The 368-nt window shown below is 29.3% G+C and carries 1 protein-coding gene; it reads left to right on the plus strand.

Features of this window, described 5'->3' with window-relative positions:
- On the plus strand, nucleotides 1-368 hold a 368-nt coding region (locus J1N10_RS21140; RefSeq protein WP_262328701.1), incomplete at both ends, for a TlpA family protein disulfide reductase.

Consider the following 368-nt stretch of genomic DNA (forward strand, 5'->3'; position numbering starts at 1 on the left):
TCACAAATACCGACAGAATCAAGTATTAAATATGATCCAGGAAGTAAAAAGCTAGAATCTTTTGATGTAGTTGATCTAAACAACGAATTGAAATCAATAGAATTAAAAAAAGGTAAATACTTCTTGTTAGACTCATCTATTCCTGCATGCAAAGGCTGTTTAAAAGGAATTCCTGAATTGGTAAAGTTAAGTAATCAAAATAGAGATAAATTAGATGTAATCATACTATGGAGCGGTGCAGGTAATTATGAAAACTGGAAAACCTATTTAAAGTTTATCGAATTAAATGAATCACCAATTCCAATGGTGCTGGATACAAAAAATATAATTAATCAGACCTTTGAAATAAATGTATTCCCGACATATAT

Origin of the sequence: Carboxylicivirga litoralis (assembly GCF_025499605.1) — a bacterium.
Lineage (GTDB): Bacteria > Bacteroidota > Bacteroidia > Bacteroidales > Marinilabiliaceae > Carboxylicivirga > Carboxylicivirga litoralis.